Below are 14870 nucleotides of genomic sequence, written 5' to 3' on the forward strand. Positions count from 1 at the left end.
TTTTCAATTGTTTATTGAACGCATATCTATTTACTAGATATTTTCAGATGTTTCTTCCATCTTTTTCCGCAAACTCAGCGGCCTCATATCAGTCCAGACTTCTTTAATATAATCCAGACACTCTTGTTTCAAACCATTTTTACCAACATCCTTCCAACCATTAGGATTTTCGCGGTCAGACGGCCAAACGGAATATTGTTCTTCGTGATTAACTACAACTTTGTAAATGGTTGTGTCTTCTGCATCATTTTGGTACATAATTCACCGATTGATATTAATTAACTTTTGTTGTTTGCATTTGCAGAGAATTTAAAGATTGAAATTCTATAATTGTTAACACTAAAACAATTAACATAAATATAATATCTGCAACCATTATACCAGAATATATACCTCTGATTCCTATAAATTTAGACAATAATATCACTGTTGGCACAGTTAAGATTAAACTTTTTAGTAAAACTACTACTAACACAGTTTTACCTTTACCTATGGATAAAAAAAGAGTATTACTAAAGTATGCTAAAGGCCATATTGGCATTAAGACGCTGAGAATTCTAAAATTTAGCAAATCGTCATTCATAAATTTAACATTCGGGAGAAGTAATTCTAAAAAAAACTTAGGAAATAATTGTAATGGCAGCCAAATACCTATTAATAAGATAGTGCCAATAATTGCAAAAGTTAAATATGCTTTTTTAATTCTGCCATAATTTTGTGCGCCATAATTCATGCCAATAATAGGCTGTAGTGCTTGGGAAAAACCAATAATAGGAATAAATACAATTGCAACTATTTTTCCCGTTGCTCCAAAGAAGGCGACATCAGTATTTGTTCCATAGTCAGAAATTGAATTATAAACTATGAAATCTTCAAGCAAAATGGTAAATGGGTATAATAATTCTGAAATGCCCACTGATAAAATGGGGGGAATTAAATCAATGGCGATCGCTATTTTTTTAAAATTCACTGGAATGGAACTTTTGCCAATTATAAAATAACCTAAATTGACGATACTATAAACAACCATCGCTAAAACTGTCGCAAAAGCAATTCCTTCTATTCCCCATTTAAATACACTAACAAATATATAATTTAATACAATATTCGTAATTACAAATAACCAATCAAATATTGAGGTTAATTTAATTTCTCCCTCTGATTTTATTAGTTTGTTACAAGCTTCCGCTAAAATCAAAAATACTGAACCTAGTATATAAGTATTAAAATATTTTGTGCCTTCTAAAGTAACTTCACCAGTTCCTCCCATTAATAAAATTAACTTTTCACCAAAGTTGTAACCAATAATAGTAATTAATAGTGAAACTACAACACTCATCACTATTAAATTACCAAATATTTTCGACTGAGTTTTCACATCTCCATAACCAATAGCTCTACTCATTACAGAAGCAGAACCCACCCCAATACAAAAAGCAAATCCATTGATTATAGTAATAATTGGTAGTGCCAAGGAAATGCCAGCTAAAGCATTTTCACCAATAAATCTTCCGGCAAATAAAGCATCAATAAAAGTATTTAAACTCAGCATCAATATTCCTAGAGTGCTAGGAATTGATAACTTAAACATCAGTTTAACAAGGCTACCATCAAGAATTTCATTAGTGATTTGAGATTGTTTTTGGGAAATCATTTTTTATTTTTTACTCGACCTTAACCAAACGGCTAACACGATACTGCTTCACTGCTTCTAACTTCATTTCTTTTGCTGAGTTAAATGCACTCATCACCTCACCACAAACTTCAATTCTCGCTTCATAAGCGCCTGAAATACTGCCATCTGGTAGAGCAAAATCAATCCGCACTTCTGCCCAGTCACCATCTTTTTCCATCGCCAATACTTTCCCTGCTTTCAAACAATTTAGCCAATTCCAACCAAGCTGCATCCAAATTTCGCACTCAGCAATTTGCTCAAATTTGTTTAAACCAGTCCATCCCCGATAAAACTGACGTAAATCATTAACCGAGCCATTTCGTTGCACTAATAAATCCAATATTCCTGACTCTAAATGTCCCCATATAGAACCTTGGGGTAAATCAATTAATGTTGGTGCAAATTGATGACCGCCAAAGTGAGTTGTCTGCCAAACTCGTAGTTTTCCATGAGAAACAGCAGCATATTCTTTACGTAATTGTCTATATAATGGAGTCCCAAATCTACCGCAAGCAAGGTCAACTTGAGCGTGGGTACACACCATCAGTTCGCGAATTTCACTTGTTTGTTGTTTATACTGCTGAAATTGGGATAAATTATTCGGTTGTTGTATCAACTGCTGCAATATTGCTGTCAACAAATCAGCCGCTTTACTTTCTGGAACCACAAACTCTTGTTTCTCAAACTGAGAAAACAGTTTTCCAGGACGATAATAGTAGAAAATGCGGGTAAAACCAGCATGAGAATATTCGCGGTCAGGGGCAATTAACATCGGTTTTAAATTAACCCCATGCTGAATAATCAACTCTTGGAATAAATCTATTACTGACTTAATAATTGGATTTTCTTGGAATATTTCTTGCGGCCAAGGTTGTGGAACTTCCATAATCAACCAATGTTCCCAAGTACCTGCTGTTCCAATCAAGTCTTCTCCATTAGCTTTAGAAACCAAGGAACAAAAACGACAATTTCTTCCCAAAAGTTCTTTCACATGTTGAGTTGGCATTTTTACTATCTGTTTTTTAGTCATTAGTGATTGTTCATTTGCTTTTCTGAGAACAAATGACAAAATTTAAAAAAGCAAAGTTAATCTCTACAGTAAAAAATTACTAATCAAGTTCCATACCTTTTCGCATATCCTGATAAAAATTGTCATAAAAATATTGGTGTGGTACTAACCTCTTAAATAAAGCATACATATTTAGACGCCAGTATGACTGCACAACAAAATATTGTCTTTTAGGTTTACGAGCTTCCAAAGCCTGAAGAATTGTATTTGCCACTTTATCAGCTGGTAAACCTCCACTGCGATTATCTTCTACCGAACCTTGCATATAAGTTTTGTAATTCTTGCCATATATGGCTTTAATTTCCGGTGACATATCTGCTAATGTTTGCTGATAACTAGCTTCTACTTTGTCAGCCTGTTCTGGAGTGACTATACCTGCTGGTAAAATTGAAATAACCTCAACTCCAGTGGAAAATAATTCCATTCGTAAAGAATCTGTAATTGCTTCGATCGCAAATTTAGAAGCCGATAAAAGACTTCTATAAGGTAAAGCTAACCTGCCACAAATTGCACTGATATTAATGATGCGACCTTTGGCTTTTCGGATCAATGGTAAAAATGCTTGTGTCACAGCAATTTGACCAACAACATTGACTTCAAAATTAAACCTCACTTCATCTATGGGAATACATTCTAAAGGCCCATCTACAGCGACAACTGCATTATTAATTAATGCAAATAATCCTTCATCACCAACTGCCAAAGAAACAAATTCAGTAGCAGATTTAATTTCTTCAGCTTTTGTGATGTCCATAATAATTGGTGTTAAATTCCCAGATGCAACTTGCTTGAGAGACTGTGCATCTTTCTCAGTGCGGACTCCAGCAAAAACTTGATATCCTTGTTTAGCTAATAAAAGTGCAGTTGCTCGGCCTAAACCTGTGGATGTTCCAGTAATGACAACTGCGCCTTTTCCATTTCGATCCATAGTAATTTTATCCTACGTATATTAATTAAATAAACAACTAAAATTCAAAACTAAAACAAATTAGAAACAAGCGGTTTTGACTTTTCTAAAGGCTGACTTGGGCCACGCATAACCATCTTCACACCGCTTTTTGCATAACATTGGTCGTTGGCATGTTCTTGTGCTTCTGGTCGGTTGTTCACTAGTTCTAATTTATAGTTTGCAAGAATTGTTGCTAATACAAGCTTCATTTGAAAAATAGAAAAAGACCCTGCAATACAACTACGGGCACCGCTACCGAAGGGAATAAATTCATAGGGAGAGTATTTTTTCTGGAGAAATCTTTCTGGCTGAAATTGTTTCGCTTCCGGGTATACATCTTCACGTTGATGTGTTGAATAAATATTAGTAATTAGTACTGTACCAGGAGTTAACTCATAGCCCATGATTTCCACAGGGGAAACTACCACCCTTGGTAATGAAAATATCGGACTTGGATAAATTCGCAAAGACTCGCAACAAACAGCATTCAAATAAGGCAAAGCAACAATCTTCATGGGATCTGGGTTTTCACCAAGGCTATCTAGTTCCTCAAGTAATTGCTGGCGAACATCTGGTAAACGGTGAACCCAGTATAAAAGCCAAGTCAACGAATGCGTTGCACCATCTCTACTTGCTAATATTGGTAAAAACAAAAGATCCCGGACTTCTTCATCACTGAATAATTTACCTGTTTCATCACAAGCAAATATTAAATCGCAAAGCATATCAGTGCGTGAAGGATCTGCTTCCTGGCGGCGTTCTTTAACTTCATTGTATAAAAATTCAAAAATTTCCCTTAGGAGATATTTATGATATCCCCACGGACTTAAACGACCGAAATCTATTTGTGTAAAAGGTAGGTCTTTGATTAAATTAAATAGTAAACTTCTTTCATATTTAATGCAAGATGTGTATAAATGATTAATTTTTTCATAACGCTTTCCTTCTCGTAAGCCAATTACAACCTCTATAGCTACTTGTAAAGTAATTTTTGATAATATTTCATGGGCAATAAAACTTTTATTACTTGCTTGTTGACTAATAATTTGTTTTGTCAGTTCGCAAATACTTTTTCCACTAGCATTCATCCGCTCGCCGTGGTAAACCTTCATCAATATAGGACGACGATTTTTATGAATTAAACCTTCGAGATGAAGAATTCCTTGTTGTCCCATTTGTCCGACTGTAATCGGAGAATCTCCAGGGGGAAGGCTAGAGATTGTAATTTCTTTAGTATTAGTTAAATACTGCTTGATTGCTGACGGATTACTGACATAAACTATTGGTGTAGAACCGTACATTATAGTGATAATGTCGCCATAGCTTTTGTAAAGACCATCCAAAAAACCAGTGGGATTAGTATTAAGCTGATGACGTAGCAACCACAAAGGTGTTTTAGGGCCAGGAGGTAGTGTCATAAATGTTATTTAACTCCATAATTTCTAGACATAGAAAACTGTTAACTGTTGATAGTCAACGACCTAAGCCGGAATAGTTTTTTTTGCAGTTCCCTTACTCCCTACTTCCCCTGTCTCTTGTTGACGGCGACTACGCATTACCATTTTCACGCCGCTTGCAGGAGAACAAATTAAGCCGGCAAATTTGGGACGTTCTGGGCGTTTGCTGGTTAACTCTAATTCATAATTTGCAAGAATCGTTGCTAATATAAGTTTCATTTCAAATAGGGCAAAATTTGCACCAATACACACACGAGAACCGCCACCAAATGGTAAAAATTCATAAGGAGAAAATGGTTTTTCTAAAAAACGTTCTGGCTGAAATATTTTAGGATTTGGATATAAATCTTCGCGCTGGTGGGTCGAATAAATATTAGCAATCAGTATTGTACCTGGATGTAGTTCGTAGCCCATAATCTCAACGCTAGATTCCACTAATCGAGGAAATGCAAACAATTGAGTTGGATAAATTCGCAAAATTTCATTGCATACAGCACTTAAGTACGGTAATGCAACAATGCTCATGGGGTCTGGATTTTCACCAAGACTATCAAGTTCTTGGAGTAATTTGTCTCGGACATCTTTTAAACTATGAATCCAATACAAAGCCCAACTAATAGCAGTTCCAGAAGCATCAGCAGCCGCAAATATAGGTGATATTAAAAGGTCGCGCACTTCTTCATTGCTTAATGCTTCACCTGTTTCATCATGAGCCAATAACAAATCGCTAAGTATATCAGTTGATGACAAATTTGGCTGCTGGCGGCGTTCTTCAACTTCAGTCAATAGTAATTGAAAAAGTTCTCGTCGTAGATGCAAGAGATATCCCTGTGGACTCCATTGACCTAAATCTTTATTGAATAAAATTTGATTAATAATTTTAATTATTAGAGATTGGCGATCGAGTTTTAGCAAAGATGCAAATAAATGTTTAATTTTGTCGTAGCGTTCTCCTGCATACAAACCAATTACCCGCTCTATACCCACTTGAAAAGTAATATCTTCAATCACCGGATAAGCAACAAAAGGTTTTCTAATTACTTGTTTATTCATCATCTTTTCTGTGAGTTCGCAGATACCTTTTCCACAGGCTTGCATCCGCGCTCCATGAAAAGCTTGCATTAGAAGTTTACGCCGATTTTTGTGAATTAAACCATCAAGTTGTAGAATACCTTGGTTTCCTGTAATAAAGGCAAAATCTTCATTTAATTCACCCCTAGCGAGAATTTCTTTAGTATTTGTGAAAATTTCTTTTATACCTAAAGGATTGCTGATGTAAACAATTGGTGTAGCACCAGATATGAGAGTGACGATATCACCATAACGTTGGGAAATAGCATCCAAATAGCCAAAAGGATTAGACTCAAATTGTATACCTAACATCCAAAATGGTGTTTTCGGGCCTGGGGGTAGTTTCATTAGTTGTTTTTACTCCCATTATTTAAATTTGATACTGCATTATCAATACAAACTCTTAAAGTTTTAGCTAATTCTTGAATATGAGGTTCCACAAAAATTGAAAAATGATCGCCAGGGATTTCTATAACTTTAATAGGTTGAATAGAATATTTACGCCAACCTAGTAACGGGTCATCAGTATGAAATTCTGGGCTTTCAAAATCGTGGATAATTTCTTCTTTAGCTCTCAATAAAGTCATGGACTCAGGATAAACAAGTGGCACATAATTCCGCATTGCTTGGACATGAGCCTTAAAGAGTTGGTAATAACGAATAAAATCTTTAATTTCTGTATCAGTAAAAATGAAATTTGCTTTTTGATTAATCAAATCAATTTGCTGGCTGAGCGATAAATCTCGGAGTTCTTCAAAAGAAACTGCAAAATCTATATTGCTGTCAGTTTTGATTGATTCAGCCATGCGGAGTAGGAATTTGGCATCATCGTCTTTTGTAGATTCAATGCGGGTTTCTGCAAGAATGGCATCAATTACAACTAACAAATCCACTCTTTCCCCTTGTTTTTGTAATTGTTGCGCCATTTCAAAAGCAAGTACACCACCATAACAATGACCGCCTAAAAGATAAGGGCCATTTGGCTGTATTTTGCGAATTTCTTGCAGGTAATAACTTGCAGTTTCTTCAACTGAAATAATTTCAGGTTCTTCTGTATCTGGGTTATGTTCCAAAGCATAAAATGGATAATCTTCACCAAGCCTTCTAGATAAATTAATATAGTGATTAATACCTCCACCAGCGCCATGTATACAAAAGAAAGGTAGCTTGGAATCAGAAGAGTTGATTGCTACCACAGGAGAATTAGAACTCTCCCGAAATGGCTGACTAACAATTGCAGCTAATTTCTCAATTGTGGGATTTTCAAAAAGAGTAGATAGGCTGAGGTTATGCCCAAATCTATCTTGAATTTGAGCCATTAAACGTACAGCTAAAAAGGAGTGACCGCCCAAGTTAAAGAAGTTATCTGTTACCCCAATAGGGCTAGTATTTAAGAGATTTTCCCAAAGCTTGACTAATGATAATTCTGTAAAATTTCGGGGAGTAATTAAAGTTTTAGTAGTATTTACTTGGATAACTGTATCTCTGGGAAGAGAATATTTATCTACTTTTCCGTTAGGTGTCAGTGGTAGTGCATCTAATACCACAAAGGCAGAGGGGAGCATATAAGAAGGTAATTTTTGTTGCAAATATACCAAAAGCTGTGCAGTTATGTCTTGTTTTTCTGTGACAATATATGCAATTAAACGTTGATTTTCTTCAGCATCATTAACTGCAATGACAACAGCATCTTGCACCTCTGGATGTCGGTTAATTACACTAGTTATTTCACCTAATTCTACGCGAAAACCTCTAATTTTTACTTGTGCGTCATCACGACCAAAATATTGCAAATTACCATCAGATAAATAACGTACTAAATCGCCGGTTTTGTAAAGCTTTGTTTCCGGAATAAATGGGTTATCAATAAATCTTTCTTGCGTTAATTCTGGACGATGTAAATATCCCCTAGCTAAACCATCACCACCAATATAAAGTTCCCCTATAACTCCTAAAGGTGTTGGTTGTAAATTACGATTTAATACATAGGTTTGAGTATTGTCAATAGGACGACCAATGGGGACGGTGTTTGCTTGGTTTTGTAATAAACTGATGTCGTAGTAAGTCGCATTAGCAGAAACTTCCGAAGAGCCATAAAGGTTGATTAATTTTGCAAATGGCATTGCGTCTCGGAAAGTTTTAGCTAAGTTAATAGATAGTGCTTCGCCGCTAGTTATCCAGAGTTTTAACTGTGATAATTTCTTCGTTAGATGATGATAATTCTCTAGAAGTAAACGTAGTAATGAAGGTACAAGTATAATTCGAGTAACTTTCTGATGCGCTAAAACTTCTATAAATAACTGTGGGTCTAGTAGAGTTGCATTGCTGATAATTACTGTAGGAATTCCTTGAAGTAAAGGGGCAAAAATTTCCCAAACAGAATCTACAAAACTAATAGCTGTTTTTTGACAACAAACTTCTTCTGGGGTAAAAGGATAAGTTTTCCATAGCCAGTGTAAGCCATTTACTGTACCCCGATGAGTGCCAAGAACGCCTTTTGGTTGTCCAGTTGAACCAGAAGTGTAGATGATATAGGCAAGATTATCGAGTTGGGAAATGTTAATGGTGTTTTGTGGACTTTGTTGAGCAATTTCGTCTTTTTGGATATCGAGACAAATAATTTTTGGTAAAGATAATGATAGTTTTTCTAATATTTCTTGATTGCTAATTAATATTGATGCTTGAGAATCAGAGAGCATAAAATTTAAACGCTCAACTGGATAACTTGGCTCTAGAGGAATGTATGCACCGCCAGCTTTGAGAATGGCTAAAATTCCCACTATCATGTCTATTGAGCGTTCTAGACAGATAGCAATCAGGGTTTCTTTTGTGACACCCTGTTTTTGTAAATAATTCGCTAGTTGATTAACTTTATCATTAAGTTGGCGATAAGTTATTTGCTGAGACTGATGAATTAACGCTATGGAATCAGGTGTTAATTCAACTTGTTTTTCAAATAGTTGATTGAGAGATAAATTTTTATATTCTGCACTGGTTTGATTATATTTAATTAATAATTGCTCTTGTTCGCTGGCAGTTAGTAGTGATAATTCACAAATATGCTGTTGTGGGTTAAGAACTATATTTTCTAATAAAGTTTGATAATTTTTGATAAATTGACTAATGGTTGTTGTATCAAAAATATCGGTATTGTATTCCAAACACCCTGTTAATCCTTCTTGGGATTCAAACATCGACAGGAAAATATCTAGTTGCGATGTACCGCTATCAAAGTCTAAAGTACGCAGAGTTAATCCAGATACTTCTTGTACGTTTGTGGGAGTATTTTGTAGAACGAACATGACTTCATAAAGGGGATTTCTGCTTAAGTCGCGTTCTGGTTGTAATTCTTCTACAAGCATCTCAAAAGGTAAGTCTTGATGTGCATAAGCATCGAGAGTTACCTGGCGGACTCGGTGTAAAAATTCGCTGAATCTGGGGTTACCACTGAGGTTATTACGCAATACTAAAGTATTAACAAATAAACCCAACATTCCTTCTAATTCTGTTCGGTTGCGATTGGCAATTGGAGAGCCAATTAAAATATCTTCTTGGTCTGTATAGCGATTTAATAATATATTAAAAGCTGCCAGCAAGGTCATAAATAAAGTGGCGTCTTCTTGCTTGCTTAATTGTTTGAGTGCATTAGTTAAGGTTGTGGAGAATGTAAAATATTGCTTCGCACCTGCAAAAGTTGTGACACTAGGTCGGGGACGGTCTGTGGGTAGTTGGAGTACAGGAAGTTCGCCGCTTAGTTGTTGCTTCCAGTATTTTAACTTGGTGGCGAGGAATTCTCCTTGAATGCGATCGCGTTGCCAAATTGCGAAATCTGCATACTGAATTGGTAGTTCGGGTAAGGGAGAAGGTTGATTTGTGGAAAAAGCTGCATATAGCGTTGACAATTCCCGCAAAAAGACCCCACAAGACCATCCATCGGTGATAATGTGATGCATGGTTATAAGCAAGACGTGTTCTTGTTCGTTTAAGTGTAGTAAAGTTGCTTTGACTAAAAGTTCTTTAGCTAAATTAAAGGGTTTTGCTGCTTCTTTAGCTACAAATTCTTTAACCTGGGATTCCCAATTGTGATTGGATAAATGTTGGAGATTAATTATGGGTAAATCCCAAATTAAATTAGGTGTAATTTCCTGTACTGGCTCTCCATTTATCAGTTTAAATGTTGTCCGCCAAATTTCGTGACGCTTGAGGATTTCATTGAGACTTTGCCGAAGGGCAGTAATATTTAGGTATCCTTTGATATGAAAAGCAATGGGAATATTGTAGAAGGAACTCCCGTGGTAAAGTTGGTCAATAAACCAGAGTCTTTGTTGAGAAAAAGATAAGGGGATGTTGTGAGAAATTTGGCGTTTGGGAATAGTGTCGGCTTGAAATTTGCCAGCTTTCAATTTTTCTAACAGGGCTTTTTTAGCTGGGGATAAGTTAGAAAGATGTTTATCCATTGATAATGTTTGATGAGAGGTTGAAGATATTTATTTGCACGCAGAGGCGCGGAGGCGCAGAGAGGAGGAGGGGGAGGAGAAATTTACCGATAACTCACTATTGGCTACTCTCTGTATTAAGGGAGGTTTTTTGACAAACAAAGCAAGCTATGTCTTCGCTTTCTCCAAAATCTCTGGTGTTATAGTAATTAAATTGTGTGAAACCAGCATCTTTTAAAGTTGATTCAACTTCTTCTAAAAAGTGGTCTTTTCTTAACCAAACTGTGTCTGAGCGTTGCCAGTTTTTATCTATTAATTCAAAGCCTGTGACTTTTATTTCCCAGAGTCTTTCTTCGGGTTTGTAGTAGAATAGTTCTATTAATGAGCATTGCTCGTTGATATTAACAATATTAAAATTGTTGTTTTGAGCGGCTTCATGTAGCCAGTCTGTTATTGGTATATTAAACACAAATATACCACCATCTTTAAGTGCGGTATATATGTTTTTGAATGCCGTTTTCAAATCTTCGTTGCTGTGAAAAAAATGGAAGACATCATTGGCTAAGGCTGCATCAAAGATGGCTGGTAAATCAAATTGACGTATGTCACTCAGAATAAATTCACTTTCTGGGGCGTTTTTTTTAGCGTAGTTTAACAGACTTTTGGAAGCATCGATTCCAGTAACTTTATATCCTCTAATGTGAAGTTGTTGTGCTAAATATCCAGAACCACAACCAAGTTCAAGAATATGCGCTCCAGGAGGAAGCTGTGATAACATTATTTGCTCTAAAGCAGGTAATATACCTTGTTCTAAAACTTCAGGTGTGTTCTTGAATTCGTTTTGTAGGCGAGCGATGGGTTCATAGTTGGGAGCAGCATTTAGTAGGGACATAGACTCTTTTTGTATTGGTGAATGAAGGTTTACAATTAAATAACGAACCGCAGAGGCGCAGAGAAAACGGAGAAAATAGAAAAAGATTTATTGGTTAGCTAAAAGAGCTTCTATTTCTTCTTCGGATAACTCTTCTATTTTTTCTAATAGAAGTTGCTCGATCATTTCTGCTTGTTTAGCTGGGATTGTGGCTTGCGATAAAAGGTCACGTAGGGCTAAATCTATAGGGAATTTTGCCCGCAATCGAGAAATTAATTGAGTAGCAATGAGAGAGTCTCCTCCTAATTCATAAAAATTGTCATAAATACCAACTTCTGTAATTCCAAGTACCTCTTGCCAAATTTGGATAATTTGTTTTTCTAATTCATTTGTGGGAGCAATATAGGGATTACTTAGTTGCGGTCTAGAATAGCGTGGGGATGAATCTAATTGATTAGTAGGTTGGGAATTTTTGAAATAATCAAGATGAAATACATAATTTTGTCCAGCTTGATTGTCTACTGTAGATATAATGATTTGAGTTGGTTGTTCTAGAGATAGTATTTTTTTAAATGCTTCTATAGCTTCTGTTGGAGTAATGGCTAATTCTAATCCACTTACTTTTTCTAAGATTTTTGATTCTTGGGTGGAGTTTAATGTTGTTAATTTAGTGTTTAATGAATTTGATGAAAATTTAGTATCTATCCAGTATCTTTCTCGTTCAAAGGGATAGGTAGGTAAAGGTAAACGATGACGTTGTTCGTGGGTATAAAATCCTGACCAATCTATATTTACACCAAAAAGCCATAACTTACCTAATGTTTCTAACAAAAAATTCACATCGGATTTTTGCTCTTGTACGTGAGGTAGGGAAGTCAGCACATTTTGTTTAGCATTGATATCTAAATGTTGTTTGGTTAATGTGCTTAAAGTTCGCCCAGGGCCGACTTCTAAAAAAACAGCTTCAAACTGATTTAATAGTTGATTTATCCCATCGAAAAATTTCACAGTTTCTCGTAAATGTTGGCTCCAATAATTAGGATTTGTGACTTGTGAGTCTGTAATCCAATTACCAGTAACATTGGAAATAAAAGGTATACGTGGTGGATTCAGTTTAATTTTTTGGAAGCATTGCTCAAATTTCTCTAAGATTGGCGACATCATTTGAGAATGGAATGCATGGGAGGTATGCAACAAACGACATTCAATTTTTTGAGAGGATAATTGATTTTCTAGTATGGCGATCGCTTCTTTTGTTCCAGAAACTACACATGAACTTGGACTGTTAATGGCTGCAATTTCTACAGATTCGGAAATTAGCGATTGCACTTCTTTTTCACCAAGCTTAATTGCTAACATATTCCCTGGCGGTAACTGTTGCATCAGTTGTCCTCTTTTTGCCACGATGAACAGGACATCTTCAAGAGAAAATACACCTGCGATCGCCGCTGCAACATATTCTCCAATGCTGTGACCAATCATCGCCGCAGGTAGCACACCCCATGACATGAATAATTTAGCCAAGGCGTATTCAATTACAAATAATGCTGGCTGGGTAAAGGCTGTTTGTTGTAATTTTTCCTTAGCTGCGGTAATTTCTGCTGATTTTGGAAACAGTAAATCGCGGATATCAACACCGAGGTGTGGTTGCAAAATTCCGGCGCAATTATCTACATGTTTGCGAAAAGTTGCTTCCACTTCATACAGTTCCCGACCCATGTTTGCATATTGCGAACCTTGTCCGGAAAACATGAAAATTACAGGTTTATCTCTATGCTCTTGATATACAGTAAAAGTCCGTTCTGACTGTTGTGTTTTTAATACAGTGACAGCGTCTTCAACTTTTTGACATACCAATATGCGGCGATGATTGAAAGCTCTACGACCTACTTGTAAAGTATAAGCAACATTAGCTAAGTTTACTTCTGGATTTTGTTGAAAGTACGCTAATAAATTGGCAGTTGCACTTTCTAAAGCTGTGCTAGTTTTCGCTGATAATAAAATTAATTGCCAAGGTCTAGATTTATCAAAATATTTAACTTGCGGTGCTTCTTCTAAAATTACATGGGCGTTAGTTCCACCAAATCCTAAGGAACTAATTCCGGCTCTCCGAGGACTATTGTGAGTTTTCCAATCAGTTAATTGAGTATTAACATAAAAAGGACTGTTTTTAAAATCAATTTCTGGATTGGGAACTTCAAAATTGATGCTTGGAGGTAGTTTTTGATATTTTAATGCTTGTACAGTTTTGATGAGACTTGCTATGCCAGCAGCTATATCTAAATGTCCGATATTTGGTTTAACTGAACCAATGGCACAGAAGTTATTTCTTGATGTAAAAGCCCGAAAAGCTTTAGTCAATGCTGCAATTTCCACTGGATCTCCAGCAGCAGTTCCAGTTCCATGAGTTTCTATATAAGAAATATCATCAGCATCTATTCCAGCAATTGCTAAAGCTTCCACAATTACTTCAGCCTGACCATTGACACTAGGCGCGGCGTAGCTAACTTTTAAAGAACCATCATTATTAATTGCTGAACCTTTAACAACTGCATGAATATAATCTTTATCTGCGATGGCATCCTGTAATCTTTTTAATACAACTATTCCCAATCCACTGCCAAAAATAGTACCTTGTGCTTTAGCATCAAAGGCTCGACAATGACCATCAGGAGATAAAATGCCATCTTGTTCGTAGTAATAACCAGACTTTTGGGGAACGATGATTGTAACTCCACCAGCTAATGCAATATCGCACTCTTCATCGAGTAAACTTTTGCAAGCTAAATGTAAGGCAACTAATGAAGTAGAACAGTAAGTTTGAACTCCTATACTTGGGCCTGTTAAATTTAATTTATATGAAACATTTGTAGTCAAAAAATCTTTATTAAAAGTATAGTTGTTAGCAATAACTCTAGAATTAACATTATTATATATGTTATTAAAAAAGTAAGTATTAGTGCTGACGCCACCATAAACACCAATCAAACCATTGTATGTTTCTGGGTCGTATCCAGCATTTTCCAGAGCTTCCCAGGCACACTCTATGAATAAGCGATGTTGGGGGTCAATTAGTTCCGCCTCTTTTGGGCTGTAGCCAAAGAATCGAGCATCAAAATGTTCGATATCTGGTAATATAGGCGCAGCTTTAACATAATTTGGGTCGTTTAAAACTTCCGCATCTAAATTTAAATCAGCTAAATCATCATTCGATAAAAATGAAATAGACTCAACTTTATTTTGGATATTCTGCCAAAATTCTTCGATATTATTCGCACCAGGGAAACGACCAGACATTCCCACTATTGCTATATCTAGATTTACCGTTGATTCTTGCATAAC

General features: G+C 36.0%; 9 protein-coding genes and 1 pseudogene. All 10 read right to left on the minus strand.

What is annotated here, in order from left to right; translation table 11 throughout:
- Positions 1-33: 33 nt before the first annotated feature.
- Positions 34-258: an MbtH family protein gene (locus tag VF06_RS13345; protein ID WP_099066313.1), complete on the minus strand. Its 225-nt coding sequence runs from the start codon at positions 256-258 to the stop codon at positions 34-36.
- Between the two features lie 16 nt (positions 259-274).
- Positions 275-1654 carry an MATE family efflux transporter gene (locus VF06_RS13350; RefSeq protein WP_099066312.1) on the minus strand — a complete coding sequence of 460 codons (1380 nt, stop codon included), beginning with the start codon at positions 1652-1654 and terminating at the stop codon, positions 275-277.
- A 10-nt stretch (positions 1655-1664) separates the two neighbouring features.
- Positions 1665-2705 carry a ferredoxin family protein gene (locus VF06_RS13355; RefSeq protein WP_371411452.1) on the minus strand — a complete coding sequence of 347 codons (1041 nt, stop codon included), beginning with the start codon at positions 2703-2705 and terminating at the stop codon, positions 1665-1667.
- Positions 2706-2784: 79 nt separating this feature from the next.
- Positions 2785-3672, minus strand: a complete 888-nt coding sequence (locus VF06_RS13360) for an SDR family NAD(P)-dependent oxidoreductase (RefSeq protein ID WP_099066311.1) — start codon at positions 3670-3672, stop codon at positions 2785-2787.
- A gap of 50 nt (positions 3673-3722) precedes the next feature.
- Positions 3723-5111 carry a cytochrome P450 gene (locus VF06_RS13365; RefSeq protein WP_099066310.1) on the minus strand — a complete coding sequence of 463 codons (1389 nt, stop codon included), beginning with the start codon at positions 5109-5111 and terminating at the stop codon, positions 3723-3725.
- Positions 5112-5174: 63 nt separating this feature from the next.
- Positions 5175-6569 carry a cytochrome P450 gene (locus VF06_RS13370; RefSeq protein WP_099066309.1) on the minus strand — a complete coding sequence of 465 codons (1395 nt, stop codon included), beginning with the start codon at positions 6567-6569 and terminating at the stop codon, positions 5175-5177.
- Positions 6569-10678, minus strand: coding sequence for a non-ribosomal peptide synthetase (locus VF06_RS13375; protein WP_099066308.1), 4110 nt, complete (start codon positions 10676-10678; stop codon positions 6569-6571). Before VF06_RS13375 ends, VF06_RS13370 begins: the two co-directional genes overlap by 1 nt.
- A gap of 97 nt (positions 10679-10775) precedes the next feature.
- Entirely contained in the window at positions 10776-11549 is a 774-nt protein-coding gene (locus VF06_RS13380) for a class I SAM-dependent methyltransferase (RefSeq protein ID WP_099066307.1), read from the minus strand.
- A gap of 87 nt (positions 11550-11636) precedes the next feature.
- Complete coding sequence (locus VF06_RS42615; protein ID WP_244918020.1) at positions 11637-12233, minus strand: phosphopantetheine-binding protein; 597 nt, start codon at positions 12231-12233, stop codon at positions 11637-11639.
- Positions 12207-14867 (minus strand): annotated as a pseudogene (locus VF06_RS13385) (type I polyketide synthase); the annotation flags it as partial. The gene VF06_RS42615 and the pseudogene VF06_RS13385, both read right to left, overlap by 27 nt.
- Positions 14868-14870: the final 3 nt, after the last annotated feature.

It is taken from the genome of Nostoc linckia z4, assembly GCF_002608075.1.
GTDB classification, from domain to species: domain Bacteria; phylum Cyanobacteriota; class Cyanobacteriia; order Cyanobacteriales; family Nostocaceae; genus Nostoc; species Nostoc linckia.

Excerpts from the sequence above, each read along its gene's own strand:
- VF06_RS13380 (WP_099066307.1), bottom strand. The coding sequence starts at position 11,549 with ATGTCCCTACTAAATGCTGCTCCCAACTATGAACCCATCGCTCGCCTA.
- VF06_RS13365 (WP_099066310.1), bottom strand. The coding sequence starts at position 5,111 with ATGACACTACCTCCTGGCCCTAAAACACCTTTGTGGTTGCTACGTCAT.
- VF06_RS13360 (WP_099066311.1), bottom strand. The coding sequence starts at position 3,672 with ATGGATCGAAATGGAAAAGGCGCAGTTGTCATTACTGGAACATCCACA.
- VF06_RS13355 (WP_371411452.1), bottom strand. The coding sequence starts at position 2,705 with ATGACTAAAAAACAGATAGTAAAAATGCCAACTCAACATGTGAAAGAA.
- VF06_RS13345 (WP_099066313.1), bottom strand. The coding sequence starts at position 258 with ATGTACCAAAATGATGCAGAAGACACAACCATTTACAAAGTTGTAGTT.
- VF06_RS13370 (WP_099066309.1), bottom strand. The coding sequence starts at position 6,569 with ATGAAACTACCCCCAGGCCCGAAAACACCATTTTGGATGTTAGGTATA.
- VF06_RS13375 (WP_099066308.1), bottom strand. The coding sequence starts at position 10,678 with ATGGATAAACATCTTTCTAACTTATCCCCAGCTAAAAAAGCCCTGTTA.
- VF06_RS13350 (WP_099066312.1), bottom strand. The coding sequence starts at position 1,654 with ATGATTTCCCAAAAACAATCTCAAATCACTAATGAAATTCTTGATGGT.